Raw genomic sequence first — 14387 nt, 5'->3', positions numbered from 1 at the left:
CCTCAAAGATCGCCGTGACCGAAAAACGCCTCGTCGCCGAACTGGCCGGCCTGCGCCGACGCCTTGCCTGCATGCTCTATGAAGCCCTGCTCCTGCTCGGCGTGCTGGCGTTCGCGTTCCTATTGCCGCAGATGATTCTTGGCATGATGACCAAGACCCTGCCCCCTGGTTGGGTCAGCCTGATGCATGTCTTCGGCGTGCTCGGCTTGTACTTCTATGTGCTGTGGGGACGGAACGGGCAGACCCTGGCCATGCAGACGTGGCGGCTGCAGATTGTTGATGCGCAGAGCGGGAAACTGCCGAACGCCTCGCAGCGGCTCATGCGCTACGTGCTGTCATGGCCGTCGTTGTTGTTCTTCGGCGCGGGGCTGATCTGGAGTCTCTTTGACCGCGACGGCCAGTTTCTCCACGACCGCTTCGCCGGCACCTGCGTCGTACTGCTGCCGGGCCGGCCTGGCGAATAAGCGAACAAGACAGCGCCGCCTCAGCGGCGCTCGACCCACCAGAGCATTCCCGCTGTCGCGAGCAGGAACAGGACGCTCGGCGCGAGAGCGCTGACCGCGGGCGGCCAGCCATTGATCACGCCGAGGTTGGTGAACAACCCATTGAGCAGGTGGAAGGTCATGCCAATCACCACGCCAAGCAGCACCTTCGCGCCCACCGCCCCGCTGCGGTGATGGATAAAAGCGAACGGCAGCGCAAGACACATCATGACGATGGACGCGAACGGGTAAACGAGCTTTTTCCAGACCGCCACTTCGTGCCGGCCGGTCTTCTGGTTGTTGTCCTTCAAGTGCTGCACGTACGGGATCAGCGTCTTCAACGCCATTCGCTCCGGCGTCACCATGACCACGCTGACCAGTTCAGGTGTCAGCTCTGATTGCCATTGCATCGATGGCAAGCGTTCAAGCACCGTTCGATCGGCGAGAAACTGCGTCCGCTTTACATCCGTCAGCCGCCAGCCCTCACGCGGCTTGTATTCGCCGCGAACCGCTTCGGACAGCGACACCAAGCGCAGATCCTTGTCGAACTCGTAGATCCGCACGCCCTCCAGGCCCTTGTCCGGCTGAACGCGTTGCGCATTGACGAACAGGCGTCCGTCACGCACCCAGAAGCCGGACTTCAATTCCTGTGGCAAGGTCGAGTTGGTGCTGCGCAGGCGCCACTTCTGCGCCACGCGCTCAAGCGGCGGCGCAACAAATTCGCCCAGCACAAAGGTCATGGTCGCAAACAGCAATCCGATCTGGGCGATCACGATCACCGCGCGCCGCGTAGAGAGACCCGCCGCCCGCATGGCGGTGATCTCGGAGTTGCGCGCCAATTGGGTCAGGGCGAACAGCGTGCCGATCAGCGCGGCAATCGGGAAGATCTCGTAAGCACGACTGGGGAGCGAGAGCGCGACAAAGATCAATGCGTGCTTGAGGCGGTATCCCGCCTTGCCGACTTTATCGAGCTCTTCAACGAGGTCGAAGAAGCCGAACAGCGCCAGAAAGGCGAGCATCACCAGCGCTGACGCCGCGATGATCTCAAGACTCAGGTAACGGCGGATGGTTTTCATCGGCGGAACAGGCGCGACAGCAACTGCATGCGGTGCGCGAACATGCCGATCAGCAGCACAGCCATCGGCACATGCAGGGCCGCGAGGCCCGCACCGAAGCCGATCTTGCCCTGCCCGATCCATGCCTGCATGACCTGCAACAGACTGATGTAGGTGGAAAACACGAAGACCGCGAAGAGCAGGTTGACCGCCCGCCCCGCACGCGGATTCACGAACGAGAGCGGCACGGCGATCAACGTCAGCACCAATGCAGCGAGCGGCAAGCCAAGCCGCCACGACAGTTCACCGCGATTCTGCGGTGTCGGCACCGCAATCAACTGCGGGGTTGGCGTGATGCGCGGAGTGATCTCGAGAACGCCGACCTCTTTCGCCTCGATCCGGATCGCATAGGTATCGAAACGCGTGACGCTGAATTCTGGCGTTCCGGGCCGCCCGTCGTAGCGACGGCCATCCTTCAACACCGCGAAACGATCACCATTCGGCTGAACCTCAACCGACCCGTGCGAAGCCACGATGATCCGCAGGCGATCCGCCAGGGGCATCGACACGAATACGTTCTTCACCTCGGCATCGTTCTCCGCCACCGATTCGACGAAGAATACGCGCCGGCCACCAGTGTCCTCGCGGAACGTTCCCGGAGACACGCTCGATACGTCGTCGCGCGCCTCAAGCTGCTTGCGATACTCCTGCGCCCGCCCCTGCGCCCACGGCGACAGGTAGCCGGAAAGCACCGCAATGACTGCGACGATTGGCAGCGAGAACTTGAGAACCGGACTGATCCAGGCCGACAGCGGCACACCACTCGCAAACCAGACCACCATCTCGGAGTCGCGATAGACACGCGTCAGCGACATCAGTACCGAGATGAAGAGCGTCAGCGAAAGCAAGGTGCCCAGGTGATTGAGCGCGGTGAAGCCGATCAACGACAGCACCGCGTCAGGCGGCAGCCGACCGCCTGCAGCCTGGCTGAGCAGGCGGATCAGGATCACGGTGAGCAGGATGAAAAACAGTGCAACGAAAATCGCCACCGCATTGGCGGCGAATTCGCGCATAGCTGCGCGCTGAAAGACCATTCGAGTAAGCGCCGGTGCGGTTTTGACGGCGCTGGAGGGACACGGGATAATCGTCCGCTCTGCGCGCAAGCGTCCATTGCCAGGAGCAATTGATGGAATTTAGCACGAAATCCGTAACCCCGGAAAAGCAGAAATGCGCGTGCCTCGTGGTCGGTGTATTCGCCGGGAAGACCCTCGGCACCATCGCCACACGACTCGACGAAGCCAGTGCCGGGACCCTCGCCAAACTCATCGCTCGCGGCGATCTCGACGCCAAAGCGGGTGCAACGCTGATGCTGCATCACCTGCCCGGAGTCCTGGCAGAACGCGTACTGCTGGTGAGCTACGGCAAGGAAGACGAATTCAACGAAAAGGCCTATCGCAGCGCGCTGACTGCCGCCGCCAAGGCCCTTGCAAGCCTGAAGGCCGGCGACGCCGTCGTCACGCTTGCTGACGTGGAACTCAAGGGGCGCGATGCCAAGTGGCTTGCGGCTCAAGCGACGCAGATTCTTCGCGACACCGCCTACAAATACGACGCGCCGCGCGCCAAGAAGGATGACGACAAGCGCGGCGCCAGCAAGATCACCCTCGCCTTCGCGGCAAAGCCGAGCGCTGAAACCACGCGCGGCGCAGCCCAGGGCAGCGCAATCGCAGCCGGCATGGCGCTGGCGCGCGACTTGGGCAATCTGCCCGGCAACGTCTGCACCCCCACACACCTTGCCGACACGGCGAAGAAGCTCGCGAAGGAATTCAAGTCCATCAAGGTCGAGACCTTCGACAATGCCGGCATCGAAAAGCTCGGTATGGGCTCCTTCCTGTCGGTCACCAAGGGCTCGCACGAACCGGCTCGCTTCATCGTGATGCAGTACCACGGTGCCAAGAGCAAGAAGGCCAAGCCAATCGTGCTGGTCGGCAAGGGCCTGACCTTCGATTCCGGCGGTATTTCGCTCAAGCCGGGCGAAGGCATGGACGAAATGAAATACGACATGTGCGGCGGCGCATCGGTTCTGGGTACCTTCCGTGCGCTGGCCGAACTCGAACTGCCGATCAACGTGGTCGGCCTGATCCCGAGCACCGAGAACATGCCGGGCGGCTCAGCGGTGAAGCCGGGCGATGTGGTCACTTCGATGTCAGGCCAGACGATCGAGATCCTCAACACCGATGCCGAAGGCCGCCTGATCCTGTGCGACGCGCTGACCTACGCCGAGCGCTTCGAGCCTGAGTGCGTGATCGACATCGCCACACTGACCGGCGCCTGCGTAATTGCCCTGGGCAACCACACGACCGGCCTGCTTGCCAACGACGACGAACTCGCGCGCGAGCTCCTGGACGTGGGCGTTGCCGCGGGCGACCGCGCTTGGCAGTTGCCGCTGTTCGACGAGTATCAGGAACAGCTGAAGAGCAACTTTGCGGACATGGCAAACATTGGCGGCCGCGCCGGCGGCACCATCACCGCGGCATGCTTCCTGTCGCGCTTCACGAAGGCCTACAAGTGGGCACACCTCGACATCGCCGGTACTGCATGGAAGTCCGGTGCCGACAAGGGCTCCACTGGCCGCCCGGTGCCGCTGCTGACGCAGTTCCTGATCAAGCGCGCCGGCGCCTGATGAGATCGCCCGCACAGTGACCGAAGTCCGTTTCTTCCACAACGCGCCGGACAAACTCTCGGCGGCCTGTCGCCTGACGGCCGCCGCGTACCGGCACGGACGCAAGGTCACCGTGTTTGCGCCCGAAGCGGGCCAGGCGACCCGCTTCGACGCGCTGCTCTGGACGTTTCAGCCGCTCGCGTTCGTGCCGCATGTGATGAGCACGTCACCGCTCGCGGCCGAGACACCGGTGTTGATTGATACCCATCTGGAAGATCCGCAGCACCTGGATGTGCTGATCAACCTCGGCAACGATGCTCCGCCCGCTTTCGAGCGCTTTACGCAGGTCATCGAGATCGTGACATCGGACCCCGCCGACCGTGCCCCCGCACGCGCGCGCTGGGCCTTCTATCGTGAGCGCGGACTTGAACCCGAAGCAAACGACCTTTCCGCACGCGAGCGCTCATGACGCCTATCACTCCGAACGATGACCTGGACGCGTCGGACACCCTGCTGGTGAAAGCCGATGCGCTGATTCATCGGCATCGCTCCAGTACCCTGCCGCGGGCCGACGATCTGCCAGTCTTGACGGATGTGCTCGGCGAGGACCTTCCGGTCCTTGAGGACATCGCGGACGAGATTGCGCTTGACGATGAGGTTGCCGAAGCCGCCGCCGCTGTCGCGACGGAACCCGTCACCGAGCCCCCCGCAGATTCCGCCCCGGTGGTCGTCGAACCCGACCCCGCAATCATTGCAGCCGCCGCCGAAGCCGCCGCCAAAGCAGCGCGAGAAGAGGCCTCGGTTCAGGCGCAGGCCGCGCAGATGCGAATAGCGGAGCAACTGATTGAGTTTGACGCGCACATCGCTCAGACCCTCGAGAGCTGGATCAGCAACGAATTGCCCCAGATCGTCGCGGCCGAAGTCGACGGCATGGTTGAACGGCTGCGCATCAAGACGCTGGCACATATGCGGGCAACGCTGGTACCGGATCTGTCGCACAAGCTATCCGAGTTGCTCGACGCAACGCTGAACACGCCCAAACAAGATTGACCCCCGCGGACGGTCGTCACCCTGCACCGCATCGGCGGCGGGGGTGACCGTCCATTCGCTATAATCCAAGGTTTTGATTTTCCAGACGAAAATAATGGAACTCGCAAAGAGCTTCGAGCCCGCCGAGATCGAACGGCGCTGGTACGCAAACTGGGAACAGTCGGGCTACTTCAAGGCCGGTCTGGACAAGTCCAACCCCGACGCCTTCTGCATCCTGCTGCCGCCGCCCAATGTCACAGGCACACTGCACATGGGCCACGGCTTCAACCAGACAGTGATGGATGCGCTTACCCGCTACCATCGCATGCTGGGCCACAACACGCTTTGGCAGCCGGGCACCGACCACGCCGGCATCGCCACGCAGATCGTCGTCGAGCGCCAGCTCGATGCGCAGGGCGTGTCGCGCCACGATCTGGGGCGCGAGAAGTTCCTCGAGAAGGTGTGGGAGTGGAAGGAATACTCCGGTAACACCATCACCCAGCAGATGCGCCGCCTCGGCACCTCGCCCGACTGGAGCCGCGAGCGCTTCACGATGGACGCGGGCCTCTCGAAAATCGTCACCGAGACCTTCGTGCGCCTCTACCGCGAGGGGCTGATCTACCGCGGCAAGCGCCTCGTGAACTGGGACCCGAAGCTGCACACCGCAGTGTCGGACCTGGAAGTCGTATCCGAAGAGGAAGACGGTTTCCTGTGGCACCTGCAGTACCCGCTCACTGACGGCAGCGGTTCGCTGACCGTGGCCACCACGCGCCCGGAAACCATGCTCGGCGACACCGCCGTGATGGTGCACCCGGAAGATGAGCGCTACGCCCACCTGATCGGCAAGACGGTCACGCTGCCGTTGGTTGGCCGCGAAGTGCCGATCATTGCCGACGAGTATGTGGACCGCGAATTCGGCACTGGCGTCGTCAAGGTCACGCCCGCGCACGACCAGAACGACTACCAAGTCGGCCTGCGCCACAACCTGCCGATGATCATCGTGCTGACGCTCGAAGGCGCCGTGCCCGCCGAGGGCACCGTCGTCACCGGCGGCAAGATCAGTGGCAGCACGCCGCTGCCGGCGCACCTGGCCGGGCTGGACCGCTTCGAGGCGCGCAAGCAGGTCGTCGCCGGCTTCGAGGCGCTGGGCCTACTGGGCGAAGTCAAGCCGCACAAGCTGATGGTGCCGCGTGGCGACCGCACCGGCGTCGTCATCGAGCCGATGCTCACCGACCAGTGGTTCGTTGCGATGAGCAAAGCCGGCCCGGACGGCACGAGCATCGCCGGCAAGGCGCTTGAATGCGTGGCCTCGGGCGAGATCAAGTTCGCGCCCGAGAACTGGGTGAACACCTACAACCAGTGGCTCAACAACATCCAGGACTGGTGCATCTCTCGCCAGCTGTGGTGGGGTCACCAGATCCCGGCCTGGTACGCCGACGACGGCCGCGTCTTCGTCGCCCACGACGAGGCGGAAGCCAAAGCCGTTGCTGCGGCCGAGGGCTACACCGGCGCCCTGAAGCGTGACGACGACGTGCTCGACACCTGGTACTCGTCCGCCCTGTGGCCCTTCAGCACCCTGGACTGGACGCCCGAGTGGCCGGCCCAGTCCAACGACGCGCTGGACCTCTACCTGCCCTCGTCGGTGCTGGTCACCGGCTTCGACATCATCTTCTTCTGGGTGGCGCGCATGGTCATGATGACCAAGCACATCACCGGCAAGATCCCGTTCAAGACCGTGTACGTGCATGGTCTGGTGCGCGACGCCGAAGGCCAGAAGATGAGCAAGTCCAAGGGCAACGTGCTCGACCCGATCGACCTGATCGACGGCATCAAGCTCGACGACCTCGTCGCCAAGCGCACCACCGGGTTGATGAACCCGAAGCAGGCCGCGCAGATCGAGAAGAAGACGCGCAAGGAATACCCGGAGGGCATCCCCGCCTTCGGTACCGACGCGCTGCGCTTCACCTTCGCCAGCCTCGCTACGCTGGGCCGCGACATCAAGTTCGACATGCAGCGCTGCGAGGGCTACCGCAACTTCTGCAACAAGCTGTGGAACGCCACGCGCTTCGTGCTGATGAACACCGAGGGCAAGGACTGCGGCCTGAACGAGCACGCGCCGAGCGAGTGCGACGGCAGCTACCTCGCCTTCTCCGACGCCGATCGCTGGATCGTCTCGCGCCTGCAGCGCGCCGAGGCCGCCGTCGCGCAGCACTTCGCCGACTTCCGCCTCGACCTGCTGTCGAGCGAGATCTACACGCTCGTGTGGGACGAGTACTGCGACTGGTACCTCGAACTCGCCAAGGTGCAGATCAACACCGGCAACGAGGCGCAGCAGCGCGCCACGCGCCGCACCCTGCTGCGCGTGCTGGAGACCATCCTGCGCCTGGCGCACCCGGTGATCCCCTTCATCACCGAGGAGCTGTGGCAGACCGTGGCCCCGCTCGCCGGCAAGAAGGACGCCGAGAGCCTGTGCCTGGTCGCCTACCCGCGCGCCAATCTCGAGCGCATCGACGCCAAGGCCGAGGCTCGCATCGAGCAGCTCAAGGCGCTGGTCAGCGCAGTGCGCAGCCTGCGTGGCGAGATGAGCCTGTCGCCGGCGCAGAAGGTGCCGCTGATCGTCGCCGGCCCGGTGGCCGACGTCGAGGCCTTCGCGCCTTACCTGACCGCGCTCGGCAAGCTTGAGAGTGTGGCGGCAGCGGGCGATGCCCTGCCACCCTCGCCCGCCCCGGTGCAGATCGTCGGCGACTTCCGCCTGATGCTTAAGATCGAGATCGACATCGCAGCGGAACGCGAGCGGATCACGAAGGAAATCACTCGCATTGAGGGCGAAGTGGTGAAGGCGAACGCCAAGCTGGCCAACGAAAGCTTCGTCGCCCGCGCGCCAGCAGCGGTGGTCGAGCAGGAGAAGAAACGGCTTGCCGATTTCGGAGCAACGCTTGAGAAGCTCAGAGAGCAACTGGGACGCTTGGGCTGACCTTTAATCAAACTCATGAAAACGGCACCGCTCGGTGCCGTTTTCATTTTCTGGGAGCGAAAAAAAGAGGCGCCAGCGGCGCCTCTGTAAAGGGACTCGAGCACCTGATGCTTAGAACTTGTGGCGGACGCCCAGGTTGAAACCGCTACGGTAGTCGTTGAAGGTGTTGGAGCCGTCGGACACACCGTACTTCACGGCAATCTTGTCATCCGCGTCGATACGCGCGAAGCCGAGATACATGTCGGTACGCTTGGAGAATGCGTAGGTGCCGCCAATGCCGATCTGCGTGGCCTTCTCGTCAAGATCGTTCTTGTCCTTGGAGTACGCATAGGACGCGAGCAGCGAGAAGTTACCAAACGGAACGGTCGCGCCCAGCAGGTAGCGGTTGTACTTCTTCGGTTCTTTCGCAGCGCCGACCGGCGTGCTTTCGAGCTTCGGCTGGGCGTAAGCGCCCGAGATCTTTGCCACCCCGAAGTCAACGATCGCACCGAGTTCAACCACGGTATCGGTGGTGTATTTGGCCTTGTCGTAGTCGTGGCTGTAGTTGGCGACAACCTTGAACATCTTGCCGAACTGGAGTTTCGGCGCAATCGCGTAGAAGCGCTTGTCGCCCGCGTTCGCAACAGCCTCGTCACCACCACGGTTGAACGAGTAGATCGCATCCACCGAGAAGACGTCACCAAAGTACGGCGTCGTGAGGTAGAACGCATTGTTGATGCGGTCGTACGTCTTCACGTGCTGGAAGATGTTGCTCGCCTTGGCAACCTGACCATGCGAGAACGGATCGATGTCACCGTAGATCAGGTATTCCGGCGAGTACTGGCGGCCCAGACGGGCCTCGACAACGCCTGCATCCAGACCCAGCCAGCTCTGGCGGCCCCAAGCAGCGCCACCCTGCGCGGCCGACCCTTGGTCCGCGTTGATACCGGCTTCGATCACGAACTTGCCCTTGAGGCCCGGCGAGATTTCTTCAACGCCACGAAAACCGAGGCGGGAACCGCTCGCGATGCCGCTATCGATGCCGTTGCGACCCGATTTGCTCGCATCGTAGTTGTCAGTGCGATAGGCATAGCCCATATCGACGAGGCCGTATACGGTCACGCTGCTATCGACGGCCATAGCACTACCGCTGATCAGGGCAACGGCGGCAAGTGCAATCTTCTGCTGATGTTTCACTGCTTCTCCTCAGTTTCAAGTGACGCGCGCGCCACGTTTGTGTGTGACACGCAACAGGAGAAGCTTAGTCAGCAAATGTTTCAAAACGACGAAACCGCCAAACCCCGCGTTCGATTGGCGTAAAAAACAAAAAGCCCGCTTTCGCGGGCTTTTTGACTGAGCAACTGAAACGGCGATCAGCGCTTCGAGAACTGCTTGCGACGACGTGCGCCGTGCAGACCGACCTTCTTACGCTCGACTTCACGCGCATCGCGCGTCACGAAACCAGCCTTCTTCAGCGCGGGCTTCAGCGTCTCGTCGTAATCGATCAGCGCGCGGGTGATGCCATGACGCACCGCACCGGCTTGACCCGACTCGCCACCACCGTCGACGTTCACCAGGATGTCGAACTTGCCGACGGTCTCGGTCACTTCCAGCGGCTGACGCACGATCATGCGGCCCGTCTCGCGAGAGAAGAACACGTCGACCGGTTTGCCGTTAACAACGATGTTGCCGTTGCCCGGCTTGATGAAAACGCGTGCCACAGCAGTTTTGCGGCGGCCCGTGCCGTACTTGTAAGGATTCGCGATCGCCATTACTCGGCTCCGTTAAATTTCGAGGGCCTTCGGCTGCTGGGCGCTGTGCGGGTGCGTGTCACCGGCGTAGCACTTCAGCTTCTTCAGCATCGCGTAGCCCAGCGGACCCTTCGGGAGCATACCCTTGACGGCCTTGGTCAGAACGCGATCCGGGAAGCGGTCTTGCAGCTTCTGGAAGTTGGTTTCGTAAATGCCGCCCGGGTAACCCGAGTGACGGTAGTACTTCTTGTCCAGCGACTTGGTACCAGTCACACGCAGCTTTTCGACATTGACGACGACAATGAAGTCGCCGGTATCGACGTGCGGCGTGTACTCGGGCTTGTGCTTGCCGCGAAGGCGACGCGCGATTTCGGAGGCAAGACGGCCCAGAACCTTGTCGGTCGCGTCCACCACGTACCAATCACGCTTAACTTCGTGCGGCTTGGCAGAAAACGTCCTCATGAGAATGTCCCTTGATTTCTTCTAGGACCCGTTCCAGGCCCAAATGCGGAAAGCCGGCAATTCTACTCGCCAACTTCTTCCAAAGTCAAACACTGATCGAAAAACACAAAAAAAAACGCAGCCCGAAGAGCTGCGCCAAGTCCACACCAAAGGAGGAGGGTGGAGGAGACAAACCCGGGATTGCTTCGGCTCGCTGTTGCGGCACCGAATCAATCACTACGGTTTGGATTATGGGCGCCGGGCTTGTGCATTGCAAGGTTCCGGACCCCCTCGCCGAACGAACCTCTTTATGTCGAAATAAGCCCACCTTATGCATCGCCAAGCCAATGATTTTTAATGAACTATTTTAGTGACTGACTTGTCGTTCAGTTGACGGCACGGGCCGCTCGCGCCCAACAATGATGCGGCGCAGCATTTTCGATCAAGCGGTAGAATCGCCCCTCCCCTGCTCGTAGCCTGGGCCCCAGACCAAAAGAGGATGAAGTATGGAATGCAGCGTGAAGTGGGTTGATGACGCGACGTTTCTTGCCAGCACCGGAAGCGGCCATTTTGTGACCATGGAAGGCGCCGCCGATGCAGGAGGGAAGAACCGCGCTCCTCGCCCGATGGAATTGTTGCTCGCGGGCGCGGGTGGCTGTTCCGCCTTTGACGTCGTGACGATCCTCAAGCGGGGCCGGCACGCTGTCACCGGCTGCGAGGCCCAGTTGAAGGCCGAACGCGCCGAGACCGACCCGAAAGTATTCACGCGCATTCATTACCACTTCATCGTGCGCGGCAAGGCGCTCAAGCGGGAAGCGGTCGAGCGCGCCGTCAGCCTGTCAGCCGAGAAGTACTGCTCGGCCTCCATCATGCTGGGCAAGACGGCTGAAGTTACGCACGACTTCGAGGTCGTTGAAGACTGAGCGCTGCCTGCCTAAGACAACGGCGGCCATCGGCCGCCGTTTCTGTTTTACTCGCATGTGGCCATAGCGAAACGATTCAGACCCGGTAGGCCACCGTGGTCATCACCTTTGAAGCGAGTTTCATCGCGAGTCGAGCCGGTGCGGGCAATTCCGCAGCGCCCAGCGCGACAGCGGTATCTGCATGGCCGGCCTCATCCTTGCGCATCTGATCAAGGATCGCGAGCGATCGGCCATCCTGGTGCGGCACGCGATCCATATGACCGGACAGATGGGCCTCGACCTGCCGCTCGGTCTCCGCAAGAAAGCCGAGATTCCAGCGATCGCCGAACTTGCCGGCCACCACGCCAATCGACAGCGCACCGGCGTACCAGAGCGGGTTGAGCAAGCTCTTGCGCCCCCCCATCTCGCCGATACGTTGCTCCGTCCAGGCCAGGTGCTCCGTTTCCTCGTCGGCGGCGCGGCGAAGCGCCTCGGTGACCGACGGGTCGCTGGACGTTAGCGCCTGCCCTTGATACAGCGCCTGCGCACAGATTTCACCGACGTGATTGACGCGCATGAGCCCGGCAACATGCGCCCGCTCCGACTCGGACAAGTCCGCCTCGGGCTGATCAGCACCCGGGGTCGGCCGCACGCTGCGTGCGGGCGCGAAGATCGTGCGCAGCGCGCGATCGAATTCGATGATCAGGCCGTCAATCATGATTGCTCGGATGCGCCTCACTCAATGCGTAGGCCGGCGGCCGTTCGGGCGCATGTACGCCACGGAACAACACACCGGAGAGTTCATTCAGCGCCAGTCGATAGACCTGCCGCTTGAACTCGATCACCGCTTCCAGCGGCACCCAATAGCCCGCCCAACGCCACGCGTCGAACTCCGGCTTCTCGGTTGCCCGCAGAGAGACATCCGAATCGCGGCCAAGCAGCCGCAACAGGAACCAGATCTGCTTCTGTCCACGATAGGTATTACGCCACTCTCTTTTCACCCAGTGGCGTGGGACGTCGTACCGCAGCCAACTGCGCGTGCGACCAAGAATCTTCACGTGCTCCGGCCGCAAGCCCACCTCTTCGAAGAGCTCGCGGAACATAGCCTGCTCGGGCGATTCCCCATGCTTGATACCGCCTTGCGGGAACTGCCAAGAATGCTCACGGATACGTTTACCCCAGAAGACCTCGTTTCGCGCGTTGACCAGGATGATGCCGACGTTGGGGCGATAACCGTCCCGGTCGAGCATGAGAACCACCTGAAAATTAGCTGAATTGCCACGAATTCTTCCACATGCGGCAAACGAAGGAAAGCGACGCCCCCTGAGCTAAAATGGCGGTTTGCCCCGATTTAGCGATTCGACATGCGCGCACGCCAGTTCTTCATCACGACCCTCAAGGAAGCCCCCGCCGACGCAGAAATCGTCAGCCACAAACTGATGATGCGGGCGGGCCTGATCCGCAAGCTCTCTGCCGGGATCTACAACTACATGCCGATGGGCCTGCGGGTGATCCGCAAGGTCGAGAACATCATTCGCGAGGAAATGAACCGCGCCGGCGCGGTCGAACTGGTGATGCCGCTGGTGCAGCCGGCCGAGCTTTGGCAGGAGACGGGCCGCTGGGACAAGATGGGCCCGGAGATGCTGCGCCTGAAGGACCGCCATGAACGCGACTTCGCGATGCAGCCGACCTCCGAAGAGGTGGTGACCGACATCGCCCGCCAGGAGCTGAAGAGCTATCGCGCGCTGCCGAAGAACCTGTACCAGATCCAGACCAAGTTCCGCGATGAACGCCGGCCGCGTTTCGGCATCATGCGGGGCCGCGAATTCTTGATGAAGGATGCCTACTCCTTCGACCGTGACGTGGAAGCCGCAGGCAAGAGCTACGAGAACATGTATGCGGCCTATCGCAAGATTTTCGACCGCCTGGGCCTGACTTACCGCGCAGTGGCGGCCGACACCGGCGCGATCGGCGGCGATCGTTCGCATGAGTTCCAGGTGATCGCCGAAACCGGCGAAGATGCGATCGTCTACTGCCCGCAGTCTGATTACGCCGCCAACATCGAACTCGCCGAAGCCCTGCCGCTGCTGGCCGAGCGCGCTGCGCCCACGCAGGCCCTGAACAAGGTGCCGACGCCGGGCAAGAGCACCTGCGCCGATGTAGCCGCCCTGCTGGGCACCTCGCTCGCCAACACCGTGAAGTCCCTTGTGCTGGCGACCGATGAGGTCGACGAGACCGGCGCAATCGTGAAGAGCACCGTCTGGCTGCTGCTTGTCCGCGGCGACCACGATCTGAACGAAGTGAAGGCCGGGAAGGTCGAGGGATTGAAGGACGGCTTCCGCTTCGCAACCGAAGCCGAAATCGTCGAGCACTTCGGCTGCAAACCGGGATACCTCGGTCCGGTCGGACTCAAGAAGCCGGTCAAGATCGTCGCCGACCGCACGGTGGCCTTGATGAGCGACTTCATCACCGGCGCGAACGAAGTCGACTTCCACATCGCTGGCGTGAACTGGAGTCGCGACCTGCCGGAACCGGACGTCGTTGCCGACATCCGCAACGTGGTGGAAGGCGACGCCTCGCCGGACGGCAAGGGCACGCTCGCGATCCAGCGCGGCATCGAAGTGGGCCACGTGTTCTACCTCGGCACCAAGTACTCCAAGGCGATGAACGCCACTTTCCTTGACGAGGACGGCAAGCCGAAGCACTTTGAGATGGGCTGCTACGGCATCGGTGTGACGCGCATCCTCGGTGCTGCGATCGAACAGAACCACGACGCCCGCGGCATCATCTGGCCGGATTCGATCGCACCCTTCACCGTCGCGATCTGCCCGATTGGCTACGACCGAGCGGAAGACGTGAAGGTCGCGGCCGATGCGCTATACGCGGAACTCACGGCTGCCGGCATCGACGTGATCCTGGATGACCGTGGCGAGCGCCCGGGCGCGATGTTTGCAGACTGGGAGCTGATCGGCGTGCCGCACCGTGTGGTGCTCTCCGACCGTGGGCTCAAGGAAGGCCAGGCCGAATACCAGGGCCGTCGTGACGCCGAAGCGACGAAAGTCGCAGTCACCGAGCTGGCGGCCTTCGTGAAAGCGCGCGTCGGGTCGTAAACAAA

At 62.5% G+C, this 14387-nt stretch carries 14 protein-coding genes; 7 read left to right on the top strand and 7 right to left on the bottom strand.

The features are described from left to right. The first annotated feature begins 14 nt into the window (after window positions 1-14). Entirely contained in the window at window positions 15-464 is a 450-nt protein-coding gene (locus JY500_RS06820) for an RDD family protein (RefSeq protein WP_246479816.1), read from the top strand. Between the two features lie 20 nt (window positions 465-484). Here the strand turns inward: JY500_RS06820 and lptG are convergent, their stop codons facing one another. Both lptG and lptF read right to left on the bottom strand, forming a co-directional pair. Then, window positions 485-1558, bottom strand: coding sequence for an LPS export ABC transporter permease LptG (gene lptG, locus JY500_RS06815; protein ID WP_206255672.1), 1074 nt, complete (start codon window positions 1556-1558; stop codon window positions 485-487). Beyond that, window positions 1555-2631, bottom strand: coding sequence for an LPS export ABC transporter permease LptF (gene lptF, locus JY500_RS06810; RefSeq protein WP_172203834.1), 1077 nt, complete (start codon window positions 2629-2631; stop codon window positions 1555-1557). Before lptF ends, lptG begins: the two co-directional genes overlap by 4 nt. Before the next feature lie 92 nt (window positions 2632-2723). Here lptF and JY500_RS06805 point away from each other — a divergent pair, with 92 nt between their 5' ends. The 4 genes from JY500_RS06805 (at window position 2724) to JY500_RS06790 (ending at window position 8199) form a co-directional block, all read left to right on the top strand. Further along, window positions 2724-4217 (top strand): leucyl aminopeptidase, encoded by a 1494-nt coding sequence (locus JY500_RS06805; protein WP_206255671.1) that lies wholly within the window; start codon window positions 2724-2726, stop codon window positions 4215-4217. Between the two features lie 16 nt (window positions 4218-4233). Beyond that, complete coding sequence (locus JY500_RS06800; protein WP_172203838.1) at window positions 4234-4665, top strand: DNA polymerase III subunit chi; 432 nt, start codon at window positions 4234-4236, stop codon at window positions 4663-4665. Beyond that, on the top strand, window positions 4662-5246 hold the full coding sequence (locus JY500_RS06795; RefSeq protein ID WP_206255669.1) for a hypothetical protein: 585 nt from the start codon (window positions 4662-4664) through the stop codon (window positions 5244-5246). Before JY500_RS06800 ends, JY500_RS06795 begins: the two co-directional genes overlap by 4 nt. Window positions 5247-5340: 94 nt before the next feature. Then, complete coding sequence (locus tag JY500_RS06790; protein WP_206255667.1) at window positions 5341-8199, top strand: valine--tRNA ligase; 2859 nt, start codon at window positions 5341-5343, stop codon at window positions 8197-8199. A 111-nt stretch (window positions 8200-8310) separates the two neighbouring features. On the opposite strand, the gene JY500_RS06785 is transcribed toward JY500_RS06790, so the two are convergent. From JY500_RS06785 to rplM, 3 genes are all read right to left on the bottom strand, one after another. Further along, window positions 8311-9375, bottom strand: a complete 1065-nt coding sequence (locus tag JY500_RS06785; RefSeq protein ID WP_172203844.1) for a porin — start codon at window positions 9373-9375, stop codon at window positions 8311-8313. Between the two features lie 176 nt (window positions 9376-9551). Next, entirely contained in the window at window positions 9552-9944 is a 393-nt protein-coding gene (rpsI, locus tag JY500_RS06780) for a 30S ribosomal protein S9 (RefSeq protein WP_425493203.1), read from the bottom strand. Between the two features lie 18 nt (window positions 9945-9962). After that, window positions 9963-10391 (bottom strand): 50S ribosomal protein L13, encoded by a 429-nt coding sequence (gene rplM, locus JY500_RS06775; protein WP_172203848.1) that lies wholly within the window; start codon window positions 10389-10391, stop codon window positions 9963-9965. A gap of 485 nt (window positions 10392-10876) precedes the next feature. On the opposite strand from rplM, the gene JY500_RS06770 reads away from it, so the two are divergent. Continuing rightward, the gene (locus tag JY500_RS06770; RefSeq protein WP_172203850.1) at window positions 10877-11293 is read left to right on the top strand and encodes an OsmC family protein; all 417 of its coding nucleotides are present in this window, start codon (window positions 10877-10879) and stop codon (window positions 11291-11293) included. A 76-nt stretch (window positions 11294-11369) separates the two neighbouring features. Here the strand turns inward: JY500_RS06770 and coq7 are convergent, their stop codons facing one another. Both coq7 and JY500_RS06760 read right to left on the bottom strand, forming a co-directional pair. Further along, complete coding sequence (gene coq7 / locus JY500_RS06765) at window positions 11370-11990, bottom strand: 2-polyprenyl-3-methyl-6-methoxy-1,4-benzoquinone monooxygenase (protein WP_206255666.1); 621 nt, start codon at window positions 11988-11990, stop codon at window positions 11370-11372. Beyond that, window positions 11983-12522, bottom strand: coding sequence for an RNA pyrophosphohydrolase (locus JY500_RS06760; protein ID WP_172203854.1), 540 nt, complete (start codon window positions 12520-12522; stop codon window positions 11983-11985). The genes coq7 and JY500_RS06760 overlap by 8 nt, the downstream gene beginning before the upstream one ends. 114 nt (window positions 12523-12636) lie before the next feature. Between JY500_RS06760 and JY500_RS06755 the strand changes: the two genes are divergently transcribed. Continuing rightward, window positions 12637-14382 (top strand): proline--tRNA ligase, encoded by a 1746-nt coding sequence (locus JY500_RS06755; protein ID WP_206255664.1) that lies wholly within the window; start codon window positions 12637-12639, stop codon window positions 14380-14382. The last annotated feature ends 5 nt before the right edge of the window (window positions 14383-14387 follow it).

Origin of the sequence: Niveibacterium microcysteis (genome assembly GCF_017161445.1) — a bacterium.
Classification (GTDB): domain Bacteria; phylum Pseudomonadota; class Gammaproteobacteria; order Burkholderiales; family Rhodocyclaceae; genus Niveibacterium; species Niveibacterium microcysteis.
The sequence above is the reverse complement of the archived record's forward strand: the minus strand, read 5'-3'. Positions and strand labels throughout refer to the sequence as shown.

Coding starts and splice junctions, on each gene's coding strand:
- lptG (WP_206255672.1), bottom strand. CDS start 1,558: ATGAAAACCATCCGCCGTTACCTGAGTCTTGAGATCATCGCGGCGTCA.
- lptF (WP_172203834.1), bottom strand. CDS start 2,631: ATGGTCTTTCAGCGCGCAGCTATGCGCGAATTCGCCGCCAATGCGGTG.
- JY500_RS06805 (WP_206255671.1), top strand. CDS start 2,724: ATGGAATTTAGCACGAAATCCGTAACCCCGGAAAAGCAGAAATGCGCG.
- JY500_RS06795 (WP_206255669.1), top strand. CDS start 4,662: ATGACGCCTATCACTCCGAACGATGACCTGGACGCGTCGGACACCCTG.
- JY500_RS06790 (WP_206255667.1), top strand. CDS start 5,341: ATGGAACTCGCAAAGAGCTTCGAGCCCGCCGAGATCGAACGGCGCTGG.
- rplM (WP_172203848.1), bottom strand. CDS start 10,391: ATGAGGACGTTTTCTGCCAAGCCGCACGAAGTTAAGCGTGATTGGTAC.
- JY500_RS06770 (WP_172203850.1), top strand. CDS start 10,877: ATGGAATGCAGCGTGAAGTGGGTTGATGACGCGACGTTTCTTGCCAGC.
- coq7 (WP_206255666.1), bottom strand. CDS start 11,990: ATGATTGACGGCCTGATCATCGAATTCGATCGCGCGCTGCGCACGATC.
- JY500_RS06760 (WP_172203854.1), bottom strand. CDS start 12,522: ATGCTCGACCGGGACGGTTATCGCCCCAACGTCGGCATCATCCTGGTC.
- JY500_RS06755 (WP_206255664.1), top strand. CDS start 12,637: ATGCGCGCACGCCAGTTCTTCATCACGACCCTCAAGGAAGCCCCCGCC.